Source organism: Colwellia polaris, assembly GCF_002104515.1.
Classification (GTDB): domain Bacteria; phylum Pseudomonadota; class Gammaproteobacteria; order Enterobacterales; family Alteromonadaceae; genus Cognaticolwellia; species Cognaticolwellia polaris.
Genome location: NZ_NBOE01000004.1, coordinates 269608 through 291348, shown reverse-complemented (window position 1 = coordinate 291348; position 21741 = coordinate 269608). Strand labels below are relative to the sequence as shown.

Sequence of the window (21741 nt, the reverse complement as noted above, 5' to 3'; positions counted from 1 at the left end):
CTGGCTCTGGAATGTAAGAATCAAGTGCGTCTGCAAGTTCTACTACTTTAGCTTCCCACTTCTCTTCACCTTGAAGTGCGCCTAAAGCTGAACCTTGAATTACTGGTAAGTCGTCACCTGGGAATTCATATTCTGAAAGAAGTTCACGAACTTCCATTTCTACTAATTCTAATAACTCTTCGTCATCTACCATGTCACATTTGTTCATGAATACGATGATGAAAGGTACACCAACTTGACGTGATAACAAGATGTGCTCACGTGTTTGTGGCATAGGACCATCTGTAGCAGCAACTACTAAGATAGCGCCATCCATTTGTGCAGCACCTGTGATCATGTTTTTGATGTAATCAGCATGGCCAGGACAATCTACGTGTGCGTAGTGACGTGTTTCTGTATCGTACTCGATGTGAGAAGTATTGATTGTAATACCACGCTCACGCTCTTCTGGAGCATTATCGATTTGTGCGAAATCTTTAACTTCACCACCGTGTACTTTAGTTAATACCGCAGAGATAGCGGCTGTTAGTGTTGTTTTACCGTGATCAACGTGTCCAATTGTACCAACGTTAACGTGCGGTTTATTACGTTCAAATTTTTCTTTAGCCATCTTAAAATACCTCTGGGTATATAAAATAAATTAATTTATTGTGTTAAACATTGATTAATCTATAGAAGGTCTAAAGAAGAAGTGGTGCTGATAGGCAGATTCGAACTGCCGACCTCACCCTTACCAAGGGTGCGCTCTACCAACTGAGCCATATCAGCATTTCTCTATAAAGACTGGAGCGGGTGGCGGGAATCGAACCCGCTTCATCAGCTTGGAAGGCTGAGGTAATAGCCAGTATACGACACCCGCTAATCTACAGATTATCTCTGTTAAAATGGTGGAGGGAGGTGGATTCGAACCACCGAAGGCTGAGCCGTCAGATTTACAGTCTGATCCCTTTGGCCACTCGGGAACCCCTCCAAATTTTATTGTTCACATTACAAGTAATGTATTAATGGTGCCGACTGCCGGAGTCGAACTGGCGACCTACTGATTACAAGTCAGTTGCTCTACCAACTGAGCTAAGTCGGCACTACATTAAGTGGAGCGAATTCTAGAGTAATGTTTTCTTGCTTGCAACACCAAAATGCAAAAAAAAGCCTATTTTTATGCGTTTGATGGTTTTTTACACACTATCGTATTTATTTAGCGTGTATATATTGACCTCAACGAGCCTGAAAACAGCTTAGGCCGTGAAAAATTAGCTTAGTCTCTAGCTGCCCGATACCAGGAATAAGTGTAGATATTTCCTGTGCATTACCGCCAGTGATTAAAACCTTATCAAGGTTGAGCAACCCATTTGCTTGAGAAATAGCCTCTTTAATCGCGCCAATGGTCATTGCCCAACTGCCATGATTCAAGCAGCTTGAGCTATCAGTACCGAATGCAACACTCGCTTTCGCTTTAGGTGTAGCAACAATTTTATTGGTTCGAGCCAATAAGCTACTGAATAACACTTGTACCCCGGGCATTATCCACCCCCCAAAATGCTCACCATTTGCAGCTAATAAATCAATGGTTGTGGCTGTACCTGCATCAATAATTAATAGATTTTGTTCTGAAAAAAGTCGTTTTGCCCCAACCATAGCTAACCAACGGTCAACTCCTAAACTCCCAGGTTCAAGATACGATGAAGTTATTCCAAAAGCTTTGGCACTACTGTGTACTTGCAAACAGGCGATATTATATTTTCTTGCCCAATGCTCTATGGCATCGAGTACTTCGCTAGCATGCACATTGGCAACAACGACTTCATTAACTGCTGAAAATATACCTTGAGCCAATTGATGTTGAAATGCCTGATAATCAACATAAACAACGTTTGAAAGTTTAGAATCGCTCTCCTTACCCTGAAAAACATACTTTACTTGCGTGTTTCCTACATCAACTAAAAGCCTCATAAACCCGACCTTAAACTAACTTCTCCACCATACACAGGGCCAACTTGGCCATTAACTTCTAACATTAAGGCTCCTTGTGCATTAATGCCACGAGAAATACCGCGAGTAATTTTTTCTCCAGTGATTAAAGCAACCGGTTTATTAAAGTAAAAATCTTGTGATTGCCATTGCGCAATCATGGTGTTAATTCCTGTTTTATTGTGGGTTTTTAAACGTGTAAGTAGCGCTGATATAATGTTAGCGGTTAGCATATTACGATCAACCTCCGTATCTAAAGCGGTTGATAAATCAATCCAAGGTTGATCGACTAACGCAGCACTTTGTTCTGGCATTTTAATATTTAAACCAATACCAATAACACAATGACACGGCTCCATGGCTTGGCCTTCAAGATCAATTAAAATTCCAGCAAGCTTAACGCCATTAAAGTAAATATCGTTAGGCCATTTCAGCTCAACATCAACATTATACAAAGATTTTATTGCATCACTAACGGCTAAAGCTGCCACTACGCTTAAGCCCATAGCAGCCGACATACCTTGCTCTAAATACCAATACATTGATAAATAAATATGCGAACCAAAAGGTGAAATCCATTGCCGGCCTCTTCGTCCTCGCCCTGCACTTTGATATTCTGCGATACAAACTTGTCCGGGAACATTTTGATTAGGCAAACGGCGCATTAAATAACTATTAGTTGAATCTATTAAGTTGTGAACTTCAACTTTAGTTGCCATGTTTTGATCAAGTAAGTACTTTTCGATACGAGTTTCATCGAGTAATTCTATAGGGTTGGCTAAGCGATAGCCCTTACCTGTAACACTGAATATATCAAAACCTATTTCCTGTAGAGCAGCAATATGTTTTGATATTGCAGCGCGACTTACCCCTAGCTCCTCACCTAAAGCTTGGCCTGATAAAAACTCTCCTTTAACTAGCCTCTTTATCAATTGCTCACGTATGGCTTTCATGATTCACTTCCTGTATCGCTAGATGACAACTCACCATTAACACCAATAAAACGTACTTCTGGCACTAATTTTATATTAAATTTAGCCATGACTTTTTCTTGAATATAAACCGATAAAGCGACTATGTTTTCACCCTGCTTACTTTCATAATTTATAAGAACTAAAGCTTGGTTTTCATGAACACCAACACCACGTTGGCGATACCCCTTAAGACCTGATTGTTCAATTAACCAACCAGCGGCTAATTTAATAGCGCCATTTTCCTGCAAATAATAAGGCATAGTAGGATACTGATGATGTAAAGGCTTAAACACCGCTTCCGTAACTATCGGGTTTTTAAAAAAGCTTCCTGCATTGGGTAATTCTTTCGGCTCAGGTAATTTGGCTTGGCGAAGTTGTATTACTTTAGACATTATGGCTTGAGGTGTTATTGGTGTTGGTAAATCGTTCAGGCCATGGTAACGGTTTTCAGGCTGCCAAGCTTTAGCAAATTTAAAGTTTACATGCGTGATAATACCCTTGCCATTCAAAGCCTGCTTAAAAATGCTTTCACGATAGCCAAATCGACATTCTTCATTCGAAAAGTTTATTTGTTTTTGTTCGGCAAAATCGAACCATGAAACATAGTCAATAAAGTTACTTACTTCAATGCCATAAGCCCCTATGTTCTGCACAGGAGCCGCACCTACACTGCCGGGGATCAGCGCTAAGTTCTCTAAACCAAATATTCCCTTGTTAATGCAGAATAGAACAAATTCATGCCAGTTTTGTCCGCAAGCAACTTTAACTTTAAAGTTTTTGTCACTCTCTGTTATTTCGATGCCCATTAGGCTAGGTTTAATTATTGTTGGCGCACTTTCTTGGCAAAATAAAGAGTTTGTGCCTTCGCCCAAAATATAAGATGAAGCGGCTTTTTCTGCTGTTATTTCAGCTAACTCTTGTAAAGTAGAAGGGAAACATATTTCTGCTGTGATAACAGGTACATTAAAGCTATTGAGAGTTTGTAAGGAGAAGTTTGTACGTATTTTCATAACAGTGGCTATTAGAAATTTGTGCTATTGTACGCATAAAAACTCCAAGCATAAACTGCTTTAAAGCAATTGAATTAAGTATATAAATTAAACTCACTTATGTTAGCCGCGTTTTCTTGCCGCCAGCTTAATAATATTGTCACGTTCGGTATAATATTTATTCTGGTATTTATCGGTATCAATGTTTTCACTATGATTTACCACTACGCCTTCTATAGGTGCATTTACTTGCTTCAACATTCTAAGGCCAGATGAAATTTGTTCACGTTTGGTTTTATTGCCATGCACAATATAAATAACACTATCGACTAATTTAGAAATAATAACCGCATCGCTCACTGCATGAACTGGAGGCGTTTCTATAATAATGCGGTCATAAAAGTTACCAAAAACTTTAATCAGCATATTAAAACGTTTCATGGATAGAAAAGCTAAAGGGTTAGCGGGTGTAACGCCTGAAGTTAAAATGTCTAATTTGACATTTTTATCACGAATAATACATTCATTAATTTGATGCGTTTTTGCCAACAAATTCGAAAGCCCTGGGCGATGTTCATTCAAACCCATGTTTTTAGCGATTGTTGGATGCCGCATATCGGCTTCAATCAACAGTACCTTTTCCATTTCACTAAAAGAGCGAGCAAGATGTAAAGCAACCGTTGATTTACCTTCATTGGGCACTGAAGACGTTACTGCGATTATCTTAGGTGGCTTCTTTTCATTATTAAATAACAAAGCCGTACGTAATGTTCTTATTGCTTCCGTAAAGCGGTTATCTGTGCTGTAAGCGTCTTCTTTTCGCTGATGTGCACTCGCTCTTATTTTCGGCAATACCGCTAGAATAGGAGCATCATTAAAGTTATCTAATTTACGACGTGAATTTAAGGTATCCATTAATAATTCGCGCATGATAATAACTAAAGAAATCACAGCAATCGACAATATAAAAGTGAAAACTATTACCATGATTTTATTTGGAGCAGACTGACTTTTAGGTATTGTCGCCTTATCTATAAAACGCACATAAAAATTTGCTTTATAATTACCCATTGCATCTGCTTCTTTCAAACGCACTAGGTAGTTATTATAAAGCTCTTTGTTGGTTTCTACTTCACGAGTTAACTGAGAAAACTTATTCTGTAAACGACTTAAACGTAAATAATCTTTTTTTGCTATATCTAAACGCTGTTTAGTACCATTTACTTTTTCTAAAGCACTAAAATATTCTTTTTCTATGGATACAACAATATCGAAAACTTGCTGTGTAATACGATTTTTAAGTGACATTAACTCAGCATTAACGGCAATTTTTTTCGGGTGTTTTGGGCCATAACGTTGAGACAGCTCAAATACTTTTCTTTCAATTCTTTCTTCTTCACGACGCAATTGCATCAAGGTAGAGTGACTACTGATTTCATGAAGATCACTCAGTTTTTCAATATTGCCATTATGCTTTTGAATATCTTGATATGAAATCGCAAGATCATCCGCTAATTTAGCTGCTTTTAAAGTTTCTGATGTTAACTCGGTAAGTTGAGAGCCTACTAAGCCCACAACACCTTTGATATCAACAATGCCTTCAGCTTCGCGGTACGTTTGCAAAGACAACTCTGATAGTTGCAACTTCTTGCCTAATTCTTCTAGTTGATCAACTAGCCATTGAGATGTGGTTTCTTTTGATGCGCTATGAATTTCGTCTTGGTATTGTAAATATGTAATACCTACTTGATTCGCTATTTCTTGTGACAATTGTGCAGAATAGGACATATAAGATATTTTAACTAACTCTGTACCGGCAATAGGTACTATCGTTAATTTTTGTTGAAATTTACGTACGACTTCACTGACCGACGCTTGATTTTTTCTTTGCCCAACATTAGCAAGCAATGCGAGTTTATCGTTATACTTTCCGCTATTAAACTCTTCATGTTTAACTAGCTTTAGTTGATAAATAACACGCTCAGCAAATTTTCTAGAGCGTAATAATTCAAACTGTGTTTGTATTTGCTCTTTACTGGCATTTGACTCGTTAAAAGCATCATTAATTGATAAAGTATTCGCCGGTTTGTTGGTGCCGATTTGTAAAATCGCGGTGGCGCTATATGAAGGTTTTAGTAACGACACATAAACTGCCGCAAGTAAGGTTACCACTAGAGTAAAGAATACAATTTTCCATCGACGTGTCCAAAGCGGCGTTAAAATTTCTTTTAAAGCTACCTCTTCATTAATGGATATTAAATCTTTATTCTCTAGAGTATTCAAAAAAAGCTTTGCTCAATTTCTATAATATCATCGGGTAAAATCACGCTCGAAACATTCGCGTTGAAAACCGATTTTTCCCCATTAACTAACCTGGTAATATTCCATGCTGACTTTGATGCTCTTGCCGCTAAGCCACCAGCGATTGCTATCGCTTTATCTAGTGTTAAATCTTCTTGAAACGGGTAACCGCCGGGGCGTTTTACTTGGCCATGAATAAAGAAGGGTCGGTACATTTCAATGGAAACAGTTACTTGTGGATCAATTAAGTAATCACCGCGCAAACCGTTAGCAATTTTATTTTCCAGTTCTTTTGATGTTAAGCCAACTGCGGTGATATCAGACAAAAATGGAAACGAAATCACACCTGACTTTTCTATTTTCACTCTAGTCGTTAAATCAGCCTCACCATAAACTGTGATCTGAATTTTATCGCCGGCACCTAATTTATAGTCTTTAGCGGTTACGCTGCCAATAAAAAACAACAAACTAAATATAATAATTTTCACATTTTCCATCCATTAAAGAACACTTTGTATTAAACATTTATCAACCAGCTTCAATCTAGTCTGACCAGTTTAATTAATGAGATTTTACTCATAATGTGCATAAATTAAAATAAAAACTTAATCTTTACATTAACTATACTTGCTGCAATTTAAACCTTATAAATTAAGCGTTATGCCGATACCGACTTTATTTTGCGTGAAATCAATATCGCCATAGTTCGCATCGAGTGATTTATAGTCATAAGCAAACTTAAAGCTTAATCGTTCGCTGTAACGATAGTTCAGCTCTAATGCCGCAACCAAATAGTCTTCATCGTTACTGCTCTGAGGTGTTATAAATTCGTCATTGTTAATACCGATAGCAAAAAGCACGGATAAACTTTCGGTAAAGTCATGTATTACATCAATTTGGTGGGTTTGTGCTAAACGGTAGCTACTAATTAATCGATAGGTCTCATCAAACTTTCGATTCGAGACAATGTGTAAGGTAGTATAATCGGAAGGTCGCCATGTGTAGTCAAATCGCCATTTAAAAGCGCTATCATCAATTAAACGACTGTCTTCAAAGCTTAAGTTCTGATAACCCACAAGAAAATTAAGCTCGCTGATCACTGTAGTGTACCATTTCACGCCAATTAGGCCTGAAATACTATCGCGACTGATAAGTGGATCATTTGGGTAATCAATAATTTTATAGTCGAGGTCAAAGGCTAAAAATGTTTTGCCTGATAGCAAATAGTCGAAGCTTGATTTTAATGCCAGTATTTCTGTATCTAATCTATTGGTGTCTGTGCGTCGAGTGGTAAATTCACTTTCGTGATAGGTAAGATCGAAATTAAGCCTACCTTGAGATTCTTTGGTACCGTACTCATAGCCAATTATCGCCCCTAAAGTCTCTTGGATGTCGCCTTTTTCTAACTGATCAGCTTGGCCTAAAGATAAACCCGTACCTCTGTAAGTGAAGTCATTAAGCAAAAGTCCAGAAACATGGAGTCGCTGATTCTGGCTAAATTTAAATTGATATTTAGGAATAATGGTGTAATCAGTATGATTATCGTCGTCGAAATTTGCGTAAAGGTAAGTGGCAATATTAGCGTTAATACTAAATGCGGATTGTTGGCTTTTAGCGCTAAAAGCTAGGTCTGAAGCTAAACGATAAAAAGCGGTGCTTTCTTCATTCTCGGGTTGAAATAGAAAGTTATCTATATAACCTGCTTCAGTTGATAGATTAATCGCTAAATCATTGTCAAATTCTGCTAATGCTGACGTGCTATACGTACAGTAAATTGCACATATAACAAAAAATCGAGAAACACTCATATCTCAAGTTTGCCTATTTTATTATTATTATACGGATCAGTAAATAAATCCGCTTGGCATTTTAGCCGCTTACATTACTTAGTATGCACAAAAACAAATTCTATTGAAATGATTTGTTATCATTTTGTAACGGATATTTAAGGTATGCTTAGCCAAAATTGGCCTAAAAAAAAGCAACCTTGTAGGTTGCTTTATGTATCTAGGTAAATGTAAACCATTAAATCTCTTTGCTGAAGGCCTTAGATTTGCGCTGAATGTTATACATTTTTTGTTTACCTTCTGGAAGGTTTTCAATAGCTTGTTCGCTATATCCTTGTTCAATAAACCAGTGAGCACTAACCGTAGTGAGTACAAATATTGAATTAAGGTTTTGCCTTTTCGCTGTTTGCTCAAGCGCCTGAATAAGACGTATACCTCGATTACCGCCTCGATAGTCAGGATGTATAACTAAACAAGCAATTTCACCGGTTTTAGCTTCTGGATATGGATAAAGTGCTGCACAAGCGATAATAACGTCTTCTTTTTTAATCACGGTAAAGCGATCAATTTCAACTTCAAGTAACTCTCGCGAACGCTTAACAAGTACGCCCTCTTCTTCTAATGGAGCAATTAACTCTAAAATACCACCGACATCATCAATGTTAGCTGCAGATAATTGTTCTTGAAAATCTTTAGCGATTAATGTGCCGGCACCATCTCGTGTAAAAAGCTCTTGTAAAAGTGCGCTATCACTGGCGTAACTTACGCTGTGACAACGTTCAACGCCTTGTTTACCACATTGGATTATCGCTTTTAATAGTAACTGTTGAACATGGTCTTTTTGTTGTAAAAGAAGTTCACTTACTGTTGCAATACCACAACTTCTTATTAATGCGCCTTTTTTGTCAATTAAACCAGCTTGTTCAGTTAATGTAATTAACTTGTCTGCTTTTAAGGCAATAGCAGTCTGCGCTGCAACATCTTCTAATGCTAAGTTAAACACTTCACCTGTTGATGAGTAACCGACAGGCGATAACAAAACCATAGATCCAAAATTTAGTTGCGTATTAATACCTTCAGCGTCAATTCTGCGAACGGCTCCACTATACTTAAAATCAATCCCGTCTCTTACGCCAATTGGCTTAGCAATAACAAAATTACCAGTACTAACGCGTATTTGTGCGCCATGCATAGGCGAATTAACTAAACCCATAGTCAACAAGGCTTCAATATGAATACGCAGCGAACCAGTTGCATCTTTAACAACGTTCAAAGTTTCAGCGTCGGTAACTCGAATGTTATTTTCAATTTGTTGTGGTAAGGCGAGCGCATTAAGGCGTTCTTCAATTTGCACGCGCGCACCATGCACTAAAACTAGCTTAACACCTAGGCTTCGTAGTAAAGCTATATCGTGAATAATATTTGCAAAATTAGCATGTTGAACTGCTTCTCCGCCGAACATTAAAACAAAGGTTTTACCACGATGGGCATTAATATACGGCGCAGCATTTCTAAACCACTTTACATTATCTTCATTACTATTCATGACAACTTTTCGCTACTAACTTTCATTGATTAACAACACCTACAGCCAAGCAGAAACCTTAAGCTTCTTCTACACAACGATTAACAATATATTCCATTGCCACTTCATCAGCCGGATCTTTGTGTGGGCTTTGCTCACTGTCTTCAATGATATTGTCGGCTAATGAGTTTTTATCAATTAAGTTAAAACCTAACTGCTCAAAGTAGTTCGGGATATAAGTCAGCACAATAATTTTTTGTAATTGAATTTGATGAGCAAACTCTAGCAAATATTGCACTAACGCTTGGCCTTGTCCTTGTTTATGAGCACTTTTATCAATAACAACCGAGCGTATTTCAGCCAGTCCAGTTTGGTAAATATAAAGTGAAGCACAGCCAACTACAGCTCCGTCTACCTCTGCAACGACAAAATTTTGCACATCATGAATAATATTATCGCGGCTACGTGGTAATATTTCCCCAAGATCTGCCCAGTAATCTACCAATGCAGAGATGCTATCAATGTCTGACATTTTTGCTCTGCGAACCGACATAGCAGCAGCACGTTGTGCATTCAAACGTTGCTTAACTTGCTTTAAAGTCATGTTAATTTGCGTTTTACTTGGAGCTCCTAATACTTGCGTATTTAAGGTATCTTGGTTGTCTGATAACAAGTTGCCCGACTGCACTTCTGCTAAGGCTTTTTCAACTTGTTGACGAGATGTGCCGCCTAATGCGCCACGCTTATCTAAACAAGATTCAATTGACAAATGTTGGTAAACATCTTGCTCAATTTTGTCACTAAATTTTTGTAACTGTGCAATAGAAAAATCTTCCAAAGCGTGGCCAGCATCAATAGCAGCCAATACCACTTCACCCACAATATGATGTGCTTCTCGAAACGGAATTTCTTTACTAACAAGATAATCGGCAAGTTCAGTGGAGTTTGCATAACCTTGTTGTGCTGCGGCTAAAGTACGGGCACGATTTACCGTTAATCCTTCTGCAACTAAAACAGCCATTTGCATACATTCTTGCCAGGTATCAAGCGCGTCAAACAAACCTTCTTTGTCTTCTTGCATATCTTTATTATAAGCAAGCGGTAAGGCTTTCATGGTCATCATCATACCGGTCAGAGAGCCCATTACTCGGCCCGCTTTACCACGTAGTAATTCACATGCGTCAGGGTTTTTCTTTTGCGGCATTAATGAAGAACCTGAGCTAACTAAATCGCTCATTTCAACAAAGCCTGCTTCACCAGAGTTATAAAACACTAAATCTTCAGCAAAGCGCGATAAATGCATCATGCTGATACTGGCAGTAGATAATAACTCAATGACATGATCACGGTCTGAAACAGCATCTAAGCTATTCAAAGTAGCGCTTCTAAAACCTAAGTTATGGGCTAGTTTGTCGCGATCTATCGGATAAGCAGTACCTGCCAGTGCGCCTGAGCCTAATGGCGAAGTGTCGGCACGGTATAAAGCATCTTTTAAACGCCCAATATCACGGTTAAACATTTCCACATACGCCAAACACCAATGACCAAAAGTAATCGGTTGCGCACGTTGTAAATGCGTATAGCCTGGCAGTACGGTATTACGTTCACGTTCAGCAAGATCTAGCATGGCTTGTTGTAAGTTCACTAAGGCATAAAGTAAATCACTACCTTTTTCTTTACACCAGAGTTTTAAGTCAGTAGCCACTTGGTCATTACGGCTGCGACCAGTATGCAATTTTTTCCCTAAATCGCCGGTTTTTTCGATGAGATTAATTTCTACCCAGCTGTGAATATCTTCAGCGTCAGACAATAAAATTTGCTTCGGATTTTCTTCAACTGAAGCTTTTAATTCTAACAATGCCGTCTTTAATTCTTCAAACTCTGCTTGGCTTAGCACATCAACTGTAGTTAATGCTTCAGCCCAAGCAATTGATCCAACAATGTCTTGCACCGCCATACGATAATCAACAGGTAAAGAGTCATTAAACTTTTTAAACTGTACACTGGCTTGCTCTTTAAACCGTCCGCCCCATAATGCCATGGCTAAATTCCTCTACCTTTTTATTTCTTTTCAGTTAGTACTGAGTCTGCTTGCTTAAGTGCGGTTATTCTACTTGATAAACTGAACAAACGAATAAAGCCTTCTGCATGTTTTTGGTCGTAAACATCATCTGCACCAAAGGTTGCAAACTCTTCTGAATACAAACTGTTTGGTGAGCGACGTTGTGTTACTTGTGCCATACCTTTATACAATTTAACCACTACATCACCCGTTACTTTTTCAGCAAAAGATGCGGCTGAAGCTAACTGTGCTTTGGCAAGTGGTGTAAACCAACGACCGTCATAAATTACGTGCGAGAATTCATGACCCACTGACTCACGATACTTTAATGACTCTTTATCTAAAATCAGTGACTCTAAACCTTTATATGCTGCCATTAATACCGTACCGCCTGGAGTTTCATAACAGCCACGAGATTTCATGCCCACTAAGCGGTTTTCAACAATATCGATACGGCCAACGCCATGGGCAGCAGCTTTGTCGTTCAAATACATTAAAGATTGATACGCTGACATTGGCTTGCCATCAACCGCCACTAATTCACCCGCTTCAAAGCTTAACATTACTTTGCCTGCTTCGTTTGGTGCATCCATTGGGTCAACGGTCATGGTCCAAACTTCTTTTGAAGGCTCACACCAAGGGTCTTCTAACTCACCTCCTTCATGCGAAATGTGCCAAGCATTAGCATCACGACTATAAATTTTAGTTAACGAAGCGGCACATGGGATATTACGCTCAGCTAAGTAGTCTAAAAGATCTTCACGTGAAACCATGTCCCACTCACGCCATGGCGCAATAACGGTTAACTGTGGAGCTAAAGCGGCAAAACAAGCTTCGAAACGTACTTGGTCATTACCTTTACCGGTACAACCATGACAAACCGCATCAGCACCAACTTTTAAGGCAATTTCAATATGAGCTTTTGCAATAACAGGACGTGCCATTGATGTACCTAATAAATACTGTCCCTCATAAACGGCACCTGTTTTTAGAATTGGGTAAATATAGTCTTTTACATATTCTTCTTTAAGATCGACGACGTAACACTCTGAAGCACCTGAAGCTATGGCTTTTTCTTTTATGCCAACTAACTCTTCTTCACCTTGTCCTACATCTGCACAAAATGCGACAACTTCACAACCATCGTAATTTTCTTTTAACCAAGGGATAATGGCTGATGTGTCTAAACCACCAGAATAAGCTAATACGACTTTTTTAATGTTTTTCTTTGCTGCTAATGCCATGATTTTTTCCTTTACAATTTTTATTATCAGTCTAGCCAACGTTGCGAAATAGGCTAGTTTGAATAGTATTTTTAAATTAAATTTGATTTATTTGTTTAATAATAACCGCATGCTTAATCGGCTAATAAAGTCACTAACACTGCATTTTGCGCCCACATACGGTTTTCAGCTGACTGAAATGCCACTGACATTTCGCTGTCGAACAATTCGGTGGTAATTTCCTCTTCGAGATGAGCAGGTTGACAGTGCATAACAATGCTAGCTCCTGCTTTCGCCATGAGTTCGTGATTAACTTGATACGGTTTAAAGGTTGCTAAAATGTCATCGACATTGGTATTACTGCCCATAGATATCCAAGTATCAGTATAAATAGCATCTTGTTGACCTAGCGCTGAAATATTTGAGCTAAACAATAATTTACTGCCTGATATTTCACTAAACTTAATCGCCTTATTCAGCAGAGATTCATCTGGGCCATGACCTTCTGGACACACTAACGTAAAGTCTACACCGACAATAGCGGCCATAATCATTAATGAATTTGACACATTATTTGCATCACCAACATAGGCAAGCTTGATGGTTGAAATATCGTCGAAATTTTCTGCAAGCGTGACAAAATCAGCTAACGCTTGGCATGGATGGTATACATCACATAAGGCATTAATAACGGGAACGCTACCATGCGCGGCTAACTGTTCAATAGAATTATTACTAAACACACGCGCAACAATAGCATCGGCATAACATGAAAGGTTTTTAGCATAATCGCTTACTCTTTCACGCTCGCCTAGCTTGCCATTTTGCTGACCTAAATAAAGCGCATGACCACCTAACTTATTAATGCCAATATCAAAACTTACATGTGTTCTTAAAGACGGCTTTTCGAAAATCATCGCAACCGACTTGCCTGCTAATACTTGATTGTACTTTTTAGGCTGCTGTTTAATATCACGTGCTAAGGCAATTAAATCGAGTATTTGTTGTTTATTTAGCTGATCATCAGCTAAGAAATGTTCTAAGTTCATTAAAATTCTATCCTGTTCTAAAACGCGTTTACGACGTGTTTTGGTTATCTATTTCTAACTAACACTTGGCTGTATTTTAGTACCTACATTGGCACCATTGAGTAAATCGATAATTTGCTCAGGCGATTGCCAGCTGGCAACCGCGATACTTCGTCGTAATTTATTTGCCGCTTGCAACGCTGCATTTACTTTTGCGGTCATGCCACCGGCAATAACACCACTACTTATAAGCGCTTCAGCTTGCTCACGATTTAGCGAACTTAAATATTCTCCTGTAGCTCCTTTAACGCCATTAACATCAGTCAGTAATAACAACTCAGCATTGAGTAACTGACATATCGCAACGGCTGCATCATCAGCATTTACATTCACTAGTTCGCCATTTTTTAACGCTCCAATCGACGAAACAATAGGTAAGAAACTTGCTTTAAGCAATGTATCGAGTAATGCACTGCTAAAAGGCTTAGGAACACCTACTTGCCCTAGCTCTAGCGAACTTAAATCGCACTGTACCATCTGCCCATCAGTTAGCGATAAGCCTACAGCGGCTAAAGATAAACTCGCCGCACTCGCCACAATAGCTTTATTAACATTACCTGCAAGTGCACCACTAATAATTGGCATTTGTTCTTTTGGTGTCACGCGTAAGCCATGCTTTTTCTCGGTTGTAAATCCTGCTTGTGTCAGCATTTCATCAACAATACAGCCGCCACCATGTACAATCACTACAGGTTGATCTTTTAAACTGGCGATAACAGAGAGTAACGCTGTTAATGCTGAAGTATTACCTTGGTTGTAGCCATCTAAAATAGCGCCACCAATTTTTATCACCACAGGTTTTTTCATTAACAGTTCCCCGACATTACTAAGCTATATTCACTTGGCAGACCTAAACTAATATTTGCACATTGAATGGCTTGCGAAGCCGCACCTTTTAATAAATTATCAATTGCGCAACTAACAACGACTACCTGCTTGGCTTCATCAACTTGCCAGTGCACATCTGCAAATGCTGTATGGGCAACATTGTCGATTTTAGGCCAAGCATTTACTATACGAACTAGCGGTTTGTCTTGATATGCTTGAGTAAAAGCTTGATCAACTTGTTGACTTGTTACATCAGGTTTTAACTGTAAAGTCACCGTGACTAATAAACCACGCTTATAAGGGGCTAAATGCGGGTTAAAAATAACCTCAGCATTGGCTTCTTGACTGATTTCAGGTTGATGTCTGTGCTGTAAAATATTGTAAGGCGTTAAACTGACTTCACAAAAGCTTGTTGCTAAAGATGCTTTACGACCCGCTCCCGTTACGCCACTAATACCATTAACCACAATGAGTGAGTTCTCTACATGCAATGCGTTACTAGTAATGGGTTTTAAAGACAATAAGCTAGCGGTTGGGTAGCAACCTGGTACAGCAATTAGGTTACTGCTTGCAATTTCATCGGCTTGCCATTCAGCTAAACCATACTGAGCTTGTTCCAGGGCTTTTAGCGATTGATGTTCAAAACCATAATGAACAGGGTAATGAGTCGAATCTTTTAGACGAAACCCGCCAGAAAGGTCAAAAACTTTAATACCTTGATCAATAAAAGCTTGTGCCCATTGCGCACTAAATTCATGAGGAGTTGCAAAAAAGACGGCATCTATACCATGCCCAGATAAAGCATGTTCAGATGAGTTTATATGTTGATCAAACCATTGCTGCGAAAAAGAGTGCAGGGGTAAATCACAGATCCCCTGCCAGCGAGTATGCAGTTGAGCAAAAGTTTTTCCACTAGAACTACTGTTTTCAGACACTAACAAGTGTTGAATTGATATTTTATTGTGTTGCGTAAGCAACCCAATTAATTCAGCACCTACATAACCACTTGCACCAATAACTATAACGTTCATTTACTTACCATTTAACTTATGATTAGAAACTACAACGGCTATGTTATTTACACGCTACGTTTGCAATTCTATTCAACTTTGACCGATTACTTCTTAGTTATTATTAAGATATTTAATAGACTAACTAAAAAGCCATGACTTCCAAGACCTAATATATAACTCTATCGTCGTCGCATAGTTGAATACATTACATACATTTTCATAGTGTGGTTAAATTAGGCTATTTACATTGTGGAGCTAAAGTACCATCATATAACTAGTTATGCAACTAAATAGCATAACTACCCATAAATTAATTTTAGGTTACTCTATATAATGAAAAATACGCATTTTAAATTACCCAGCTTTACTCAAGCTATTAGCCAGTTAATAGCACAACCTAGTATTAGTTCATCGCAAGCAAGCTGGGATCAAAGTAACGAAAGTGTTATCAACTTATTAGCCGCTTGGTTTGAAACCCTTGGCTTTGATATTACTATTCAAGCCGTGCCTAACGCTAAAGGGAAGTTTAATTTGTTAGCTAAATTAGGCTCTGGCAATGGAGGCTTATTACTTGCGGGCCACAGTGATACCGTACCTTTTGATGAAAATCGATGGTTATCTGATCCACTTAAAGTTACTGATAGTGATAACAAACTCTTTGGTCTTGGCAGTTGTGATATGAAAGGCTTCTTTGCATTTATTTTACAAGTTTGTCAGCAAGTAGATCTGAAGTTATTAAAGAAACCATTATATGTTTTAGCCACCGCGGATGAAGAAACCACCATGGCAGGCGCACGTTTTTTTGCTAACAGCGGCATTATAAAGCCTGATGTTGCCATTATAGGTGAGCCAACTAATTTAGTGCCGGTAATTATGCATAAGGGGCATATGTCTCATAAAATTAGCATTAAAGGGCAAGCTGGCCATTCCAGTAAACCTACCAGTGGAGTTAATGCAATTGAAATTATGTACCAAGTCATTAGTGAGCTATTCAAACTGAGGGAAAATCTTAACCTGAGCTATAAAAATGAAGCTTTTGATGTTCAAACGCCAACATTGAACTTAGGTGCCATTCATGGTGGCGATAACGCGAATAGAATTTGTGGACATTGTGAGCTCGATATTGACATGCGATCTTTACCTGGCATGAAAGACGAGGAATTAGTCTCTTGGTTATCAAAATCATTACAACCTATAGCAGAGAAATACCCAGGTAGATTATCGATCAATGAACTAGATCCAAGCTCGCCAAGTTTTGAGCAAACCGCGACAAGTAATTTAGTAGTTACTGCTGAAAAGCTTTCAGGACATACTTGTTGCGCCGTAAATTACGCCACTGAAGCCCCTTTTATTCAACAGTTAGGTTGTCAAACAATTGTGATGGGGCCAGGTTCAATTGACCAAGCGCACCAACCTAATGAATATTTAGCTCACAGTGAAATTAAAAAAACAGAGCTCTTACTGACAAAAGTAATTCACCACTATTGCTTTTAATTGATGTGTTTTTTGACAAGGCAGACAGACTAAAGAAAATAACGAGCGCTTAACGCTTAACGCTTAACTGTTAACTATAGCGAATTCGATTCCAAAGCTTTTGATTCACTTTGTGTGTAAAAAATTCGTCTGGCTGCCAACAGCGTGGTAATAAATCGAGCTTTTTGCGCTCAAGATAATTTGAAGATAGTAGTTCTAAAATTTCATTTAGCCGTTCTTTATTAATACTGGAGAACTCTTTCGCAGTTTCTACAAAGTAAAGGTTATTGGTTTTCTTTACGACTAGGTCATGCCCATGTCCAATAAAGGAAAGTTGCCGAGTTGCTATACGACATGTTGGCTCATTAGGTACTTCTGGATAAAGCTGAGTTACAATCGCATATTCGTATCGTACACTTTGTTCTGTATCATTAGGAATATAAATTACACCGTAACCTTGCGGAAAATCGCCGGTTATTTCATACAAGCTATCAACGACGCTTCGACAACAATTGCCACGTTCCGCGTTCTGATATAACGCTTGATAGACTTTCGGCAATAATTTGTAATTATAGTTTTCTTTAGTAGATAAAATAATCGCCGTATATATTTGAGGTATTTTTAATATATTTCCTACACCTAGCTTGGGTTGAATACTACCTTTAAGCAACTGTTTAACAAAGCGTAGTTTATTCGTTTCAACTTTTGTAAAAGTATCTCGCTCTTCTTTAGAGTTACCTAGATACATGACGATACCAATACCATTAATGAGGTACTTCATCGTTTCACGATAATTAATTTGCAATAAAGCTTTTCGCTCTTCTACTGATAAACCACGAAAGACATCTTTTGTACCATCACTCCCTTTCATAATTTTCTGGGCATCAGGATGATAGTTGCCTATATCTTGCAGAATGGCAGCCATTAAGATGGGAATTTTTACATGGTCTACAAATTCCAGATACGCTGCTTCGTTCTCAGTTCGAAGCTCTTGATAGTTATACTCTGATATTTTACTGAGCTCTTGTGTTAAATAAGCCCCTGATGAGAGCGTTTTTAAACAAATTTGGTCGAGTAACCTTAAAGAGAGTACGCCTCGATATAAAGGTTTATTGCGCTCATTTACTGAAGCAACCTTACTTCCTTCTGTTGGCGATAAAAGCTGAATAGTACCAAGCAGTTCTGCCGATTTTTTATTAGTATCGGCACGAGTTTCACCTTCACAAATTTCAATTATATCGCGACATATAAGTTGTAAATGCTGAGCTCTTTCGTTACTTTCTTGACGTAAAGCTTGCAGATAATCACGTTTTTCACGTTCCAAACGCGTGACTTTATTTTTACTTTTCTCGCTACCAATTTTGCTTATTTTGGAGATTTCGGCATTAAGCTTATGAATTTTATTTTGTGCGCTTCCTTCTAATTCATAATAACTAATAGCCCTTTCCAAGACTGAGTCTTTTAAAGGGCTGCGACCATAAATTTTACTCAGTAAAATTTTGACCTTAGCTGTAAAATTAGTATCACCTGCTAAATATTTTGACATTAATTCCATTCAATAAAAATAATACCTATTGGTATCGTGCTTATACAGTACAATTTTACAACCGTGAATTGGTTGTCAATCGTGTTACTAAACTTTTCATACTCTACTTAACCATAAGCAAAATAATGAAAATATCAATACAAAAGTAGAAAAATATCAAACGAAATATTCTTACTAATTAAGGTAACTTATCAGCTGTTTACAAGCGCAGTAAATAAGGCATTAAAAGTTTCAGACACTAAACGCACAAACATAGAGGTTTTTTTTCTGATTTGGCTAGAACTGCCAACTTGATAGCAGCCCAGCATTAGAACATACTATTAAAACTATGCCGTAAAGCTCGTTAATCATTAAGGACAATTGATGTTTTCAAGTAACTTTAAAGAAACACTAAAAAGTGTCGGTGCAGCATTTTTTGGCGTTCAAAGTGATAAAAATAGAAAAAGAGATTTTACTCAAGGTAAATTTAGCCATTTTGTTATCGCCGGTATTTTAGCCGTTGTACTTTTTATAACTTCATTAGTTGTTATTGTAAGCTTGGTTATACCAAGTTAAGCATACTTTATACTTAACTTTATAAGCTGATATTACAGAGCACTGGCGTTATTTAGTTATTACTCATTGTGATAAGGCTTTATCGCTAGCGGAGTAACTAACAGCTAATGTTGATGCATTTAATACAGCTTAATAAAGTGCAAGAAGCTCCGCGACTTTATTTCGCTTATTGCCTTTTTGGCTAATAGTTCTAGATACTTCTATCGACTGCTGCTTTTTTGCGTGCTCATATATTTTTCTTGTCCAAATAGTATCGTGGTTACTTATGAGTACTGTAATGTTAGATGTTTTAGCTTTAGTGACTTCTTCAGCAACATTTGCAAGGTCAGCTTGTTCATCTAAGCCAAAACCATTTCCTGAATAACTGGTAAAACTTGCTGTTTTACTTAACGGCACGTAAGGCGGATCACAGTAAATCACATCACCTGATTTAGCATGAGCAAAAGTTTGGCGATATCCATCACATATAAATACAGCTTTCTTGGCTTTCTCAGCAAAAAATATCAGTTCCTCTTCAGGAAAATAAGGGCGTTTATATTTTCCAAAAGGTACGTTATAGCCACCCGATTTATTATATCTACACAAGCCATTGTAGCCATGGCGATTCATGTAAAGAAAAACTAAAGATCTAAAGTAGGGATCTTTGCTTTCATTAAACTCTTTACGAAGTTGATAGTATTTTTCAGCCTGATTATATTCTGGTGTAAAAAATCGGCGAGCATCTGCAATAAACTTATCAGGTGTTCGTTGTACGATGCGATAAAGATTTACAAGATCTTGATTTATATCGCTCAACAGATATTCGTCGTAATTACTATTGAGAAATACTGAACCCGCACCAACAAAAGGCTCAATCAAACGATTTCCTTTTGGTAGCATAGAATTTATGACATCGCTTAAAGCGTATTTCCCACCAGCCCACTTTAAAAACGCTCGATGTTTCTTCTTCATGACACCTACAAACTCTAAAAATTAATACCAGATGATTAGTATCTGAAAAGTAAGGGTGAATTGTATCCTGAATTAGTTATTATTGGGAGCTCTGAAATGCATTGATTTCGTTATTAACTATACTCGTTGGCTTGATCCATGGCTGCCTAGATAAAAGCAACGCCGGTAAAGTTGATAACGCAGCTTGTGCAGCTGATTTTTCAGCATAAACCTTACTGGTGAACACCATAAGTGGTTGTTCATTTAATAGCCGCTGGTAAATATGGTATTCAATGCTATCTAAGGCTTTTAAATATTCCTGAGGAAGGGCTAAATCACTGAACGCAGATAGTTGAATAACATATCCAGTTTTGGTGGCATAAAAATCATTGTCTACTTGGAGACTATTCGTATGATTAATCGCTACTTTAGAAGTTGGGATTGTACTCTGTTCTTCTTGAGGCAATACATTAATCGCACTCTCAAGTTGAGTCTCTATTACAGTATCTGCTTCGCTTGTAGTGATTGCTGAAATAATATCGAATGAGGTCGCAGGTAAGGGCTCATTTTTCTTAATTACGACTGTCTTAGGGCTTACTAGCGATAAATAAATATCTGTTGGTACAGCCCTCTCATATGTTTTTATTATTTCATCTGTTGTGATATCTGAACTCGATTGACTAACATTTTTACTTTCTATCACCATCGTTTGCGGTTGCGACAAAGTCTTTGTTAGCGATACATTATCTGAACCTAATGCTGTTATTGGTTTCGCAAAGTTAAAGCTGTCTAAATGTAATAGTTTAATCACCAATGCAGAAATCAAAATTAAAAGTATTGCTGCACTTAATAGCCATTTATTGCGTTTACTGAAAGACCATTTGATTGAACTTTTTTTAAATATTGAAGAAGTTGGTGAAAGTAACTGCCCTGATTGCGATGATAATAATGAGAGTTTATTATCAAATAAGCTCTTGTTAATGGCAATATTTCTACCCGCTTGTAGTGAACCAAACATAACAACATTTACAGTTAAGTTTGATTTTTTAGCAATTAAAGCTAATTGCGTTAATTCATGTGAAATTTGTAAAGATAGATGCTGAGCTCTATCTAGCACAATGCTGATACTTTGTTTTGATTTTTTTGCTAAATTAATCACACTTACGGCTAACGAAATTTCTGGATCAAAAAGTTCGCCAGTGTATAGCTGTTCGATAATACGACAACGAATTTGAATATTGTTGAACTGCGAAGAAAGCGCAACATAAGCAACGTTATGCTGCTCAGGTAAGTTTGCTAAAAGTTGATTAGATATGGTTGTGTTCTGTTCAACGCTTTCGTCAATAACAAGAATAGCTTGCTTTGAAAAACGTAAAATATAATCAATGCGTGCTTGGGCACTAATTTTAGTGACGCTGGTATTATTGTCAGATATATTAATGTTTTTTGTTAAAGCCGACATGCTTCACCTATTCTGAA

The 21741-nt window shown here is 37.8% G+C and carries 18 protein-coding genes and 4 tRNA genes; 2 read left to right on the top strand and 20 right to left on the bottom strand.

Features of this window, described 5'->3' with window-relative positions:
- The 17 genes from B6A32_RS09665 to argC all read right to left on the bottom strand — a co-directional run.
- Positions 1–610: GTP-binding protein (locus B6A32_RS09665; RefSeq protein ID WP_143327896.1), on the bottom strand; the 610-nt coding region annotated here is incomplete at its 3' end.
- An 82-nt stretch (positions 611–692) separates the two neighbouring features.
- Positions 693–768, bottom strand: a tRNA-Thr gene (locus B6A32_RS09660).
- A 16-nt stretch (positions 769–784) separates the two neighbouring features.
- Positions 785–859 (bottom strand) — tRNA-Gly (locus B6A32_RS09655).
- A gap of 26 nt (positions 860–885) precedes the next feature.
- Positions 886–970, bottom strand: a tRNA-Tyr gene (locus B6A32_RS09650).
- A gap of 35 nt (positions 971–1005) precedes the next feature.
- Positions 1006–1081: transfer RNA gene (locus B6A32_RS09645), tRNA-Thr, on the bottom strand.
- Positions 1082–1215: 134 nt separating this feature from the next.
- On the bottom strand, positions 1216–1950 hold the full coding sequence (locus B6A32_RS09640; RefSeq protein WP_085303359.1) for a type III pantothenate kinase: 735 nt from the start codon (positions 1948–1950) through the stop codon (positions 1216–1218).
- Positions 1947–2921: a bifunctional biotin--[acetyl-CoA-carboxylase] ligase/biotin operon repressor BirA gene (birA, locus tag B6A32_RS09635; RefSeq protein WP_198946898.1), complete on the bottom strand. Its 975-nt coding sequence runs from the start codon at positions 2919–2921 to the stop codon at positions 1947–1949. The genes B6A32_RS09640 and birA overlap by 4 nt, the downstream gene beginning before the upstream one ends.
- The gene (murB, locus tag B6A32_RS09630) at positions 2918–3952 is read right to left on the bottom strand and encodes a UDP-N-acetylmuramate dehydrogenase (RefSeq protein ID WP_085303357.1); all 1035 of its coding nucleotides are present in this window, start codon (positions 3950–3952) and stop codon (positions 2918–2920) included. The genes birA and murB overlap by 4 nt, the downstream gene beginning before the upstream one ends.
- A gap of 102 nt (positions 3953–4054) precedes the next feature.
- The gene (locus B6A32_RS09625) at positions 4055–6214 is read right to left on the bottom strand and encodes a GumC family protein (RefSeq protein WP_085303356.1); all 2160 of its coding nucleotides are present in this window, start codon (positions 6212–6214) and stop codon (positions 4055–4057) included.
- The gene (locus B6A32_RS09620) at positions 6211–6729 is read right to left on the bottom strand and encodes a polysaccharide biosynthesis/export family protein (protein ID WP_085303355.1); all 519 of its coding nucleotides are present in this window, start codon (positions 6727–6729) and stop codon (positions 6211–6213) included. The genes B6A32_RS09625 and B6A32_RS09620 overlap by 4 nt, the downstream gene beginning before the upstream one ends.
- Before the next feature lie 147 nt (positions 6730–6876).
- Positions 6877–8040, bottom strand: coding sequence for an outer membrane beta-barrel protein (locus B6A32_RS09615; protein WP_085303354.1), 1164 nt, complete (start codon positions 8038–8040; stop codon positions 6877–6879).
- Positions 8041–8257: 217 nt separating this feature from the next.
- Positions 8258–9565 (bottom strand): amino-acid N-acetyltransferase, encoded by a 1308-nt coding sequence (gene argA / locus B6A32_RS09610; protein WP_085303353.1) that lies wholly within the window; start codon positions 9563–9565, stop codon positions 8258–8260.
- Positions 9566–9623: 58 nt separating this feature from the next.
- The gene (gene argH / locus B6A32_RS09605; protein ID WP_085303352.1) at positions 9624–11585 is read right to left on the bottom strand and encodes an argininosuccinate lyase; all 1962 of its coding nucleotides are present in this window, start codon (positions 11583–11585) and stop codon (positions 9624–9626) included.
- A gap of 20 nt (positions 11586–11605) precedes the next feature.
- The gene (locus tag B6A32_RS09600) at positions 11606–12850 is read right to left on the bottom strand and encodes an argininosuccinate synthase (protein WP_085303351.1); all 1245 of its coding nucleotides are present in this window, start codon (positions 12848–12850) and stop codon (positions 11606–11608) included.
- Between the two features lie 113 nt (positions 12851–12963).
- On the bottom strand, positions 12964–13878 hold the full coding sequence (locus B6A32_RS09595) for an ornithine carbamoyltransferase (protein ID WP_085303350.1): 915 nt from the start codon (positions 13876–13878) through the stop codon (positions 12964–12966).
- 54 nt (positions 13879–13932) lie between these two features.
- Complete coding sequence (gene argB, locus B6A32_RS09590; protein ID WP_085303349.1) at positions 13933–14724, bottom strand: acetylglutamate kinase; 792 nt, start codon at positions 14722–14724, stop codon at positions 13933–13935.
- Positions 14724–15776: an N-acetyl-gamma-glutamyl-phosphate reductase gene (argC, locus tag B6A32_RS09585; RefSeq protein WP_085303347.1), complete on the bottom strand. Its 1053-nt coding sequence runs from the start codon at positions 15774–15776 to the stop codon at positions 14724–14726. The genes argB and argC overlap by 1 nt, the downstream gene beginning before the upstream one ends.
- Before the next feature lie 315 nt (positions 15777–16091).
- Here argC and argE point away from each other — a divergent pair, with 315 nt between their 5' ends.
- Positions 16092–17252: an acetylornithine deacetylase gene (gene argE / locus B6A32_RS09580; protein WP_085303345.1), complete on the top strand. Its 1161-nt coding sequence runs from the start codon at positions 16092–16094 to the stop codon at positions 17250–17252.
- Between the two features lie 70 nt (positions 17253–17322).
- Here argE and B6A32_RS09575 read toward each other — a convergent pair whose 3' ends face one another.
- Positions 17323–18777: a hypothetical protein gene (locus tag B6A32_RS09575; RefSeq protein ID WP_085303417.1), complete on the bottom strand. Its 1455-nt coding sequence runs from the start codon at positions 18775–18777 to the stop codon at positions 17323–17325.
- A gap of 363 nt (positions 18778–19140) precedes the next feature.
- Here B6A32_RS09575 and B6A32_RS09570 point away from each other — a divergent pair, with 363 nt between their 5' ends.
- On the top strand, positions 19141–19332 hold the full coding sequence (locus B6A32_RS09570; protein WP_085303343.1) for a DUF2970 domain-containing protein: 192 nt from the start codon (positions 19141–19143) through the stop codon (positions 19330–19332).
- A gap of 129 nt (positions 19333–19461) precedes the next feature.
- On the opposite strand, the gene B6A32_RS09565 is transcribed toward B6A32_RS09570, so the two are convergent.
- Both B6A32_RS09565 and B6A32_RS09560 read right to left on the bottom strand, forming a co-directional pair.
- Positions 19462–20283 carry a Dam family site-specific DNA-(adenine-N6)-methyltransferase gene (locus B6A32_RS09565; protein ID WP_085303341.1) on the bottom strand — a complete coding sequence of 274 codons (822 nt, stop codon included), beginning with the start codon at positions 20281–20283 and terminating at the stop codon, positions 19462–19464.
- A 79-nt stretch (positions 20284–20362) separates the two neighbouring features.
- A complete protein-coding gene (locus tag B6A32_RS09560) occupies positions 20363–21724 on the bottom strand; it encodes an SPOR domain-containing protein (RefSeq protein WP_085303339.1) in 1362 nt (453 codons plus the stop codon).
- Between the last annotated feature and the right edge of the window lie 17 nt (positions 21725–21741).